This is a genomic window from Halobacillus sp. BBL2006 (assembly GCF_000786645.1).
Taxonomy (GTDB): Bacteria; Bacillota; Bacilli; order Bacillales; family Halobacillaceae; genus Halobacillus.
The window spans coordinates 1-588 of the sequence record NZ_JRNX01000996.1 but is presented as its reverse complement, the minus strand read 5'-3'; the positions used below and the strand labels follow the sequence as shown (position 1 = coordinate 588).

The following is a 588-nucleotide window of genomic DNA, read 5'->3' as shown; positions in this document are numbered from 1 at the left end:
AGGAGGCTGGCCGTCTTCCCCGCGGAAAGCGAGCGGTTTCCAGGCCCCCATTCGCCACCATAAAAGTCTCGAAACTGAGTCTTCAAGATAAGGGAGCTTTTATCGAATAAGAAGTATCAACAAAAAGGTTTACATGTCTTTAGAAAAGGAGTTTTTTTGTGAAAGTCATAGAAAACGACTGGTCAGAAATCTTAAGAGATGAATTTAAAAAGGACTACTATCTTCGTTTAAGAGAGCAGTTGAAACAAGAGTACACAAAAGAAACTGTTTATCCAGATATGTACGAGATTTTTGCTGCTTTACAATACACTCCATACAACGGAACGAAAGTAGTCATCCTAGGCCAAGACCCCTACCATGGTCCTGATCAAGCTCATGGATTCAGTTTTTCAGTGAAACCAGGTGTGAGTATTCCGCCGTCTCTAAGGAATATATATAAGGAATTGGAAAACGACTTGGGTTATCCCCCGCCATCCCATGGACACCTGGAGTCATGGGCGAAAGAAGGCGTTCTGCTTTTGAATAATGTGTTGACAGTAAGAGCTCATCAAGCACATTCCCATCAAGGTTTAGGGTGGGAAATATTTA

Annotated in this window: 1 protein-coding gene; it reads left to right on the top strand. The window is 42.2% G+C overall.

Features of this window, described 5'->3' with window-relative positions; all coding sequences use genetic code 11:
- Positions 1 to 158: 158 nt before the first annotated feature.
- Positions 159 to 588 (top strand): uracil-DNA glycosylase (locus tag LD39_RS21625; protein WP_035554091.1); only part of this gene is annotated, 430 nt, incomplete at its 3' end.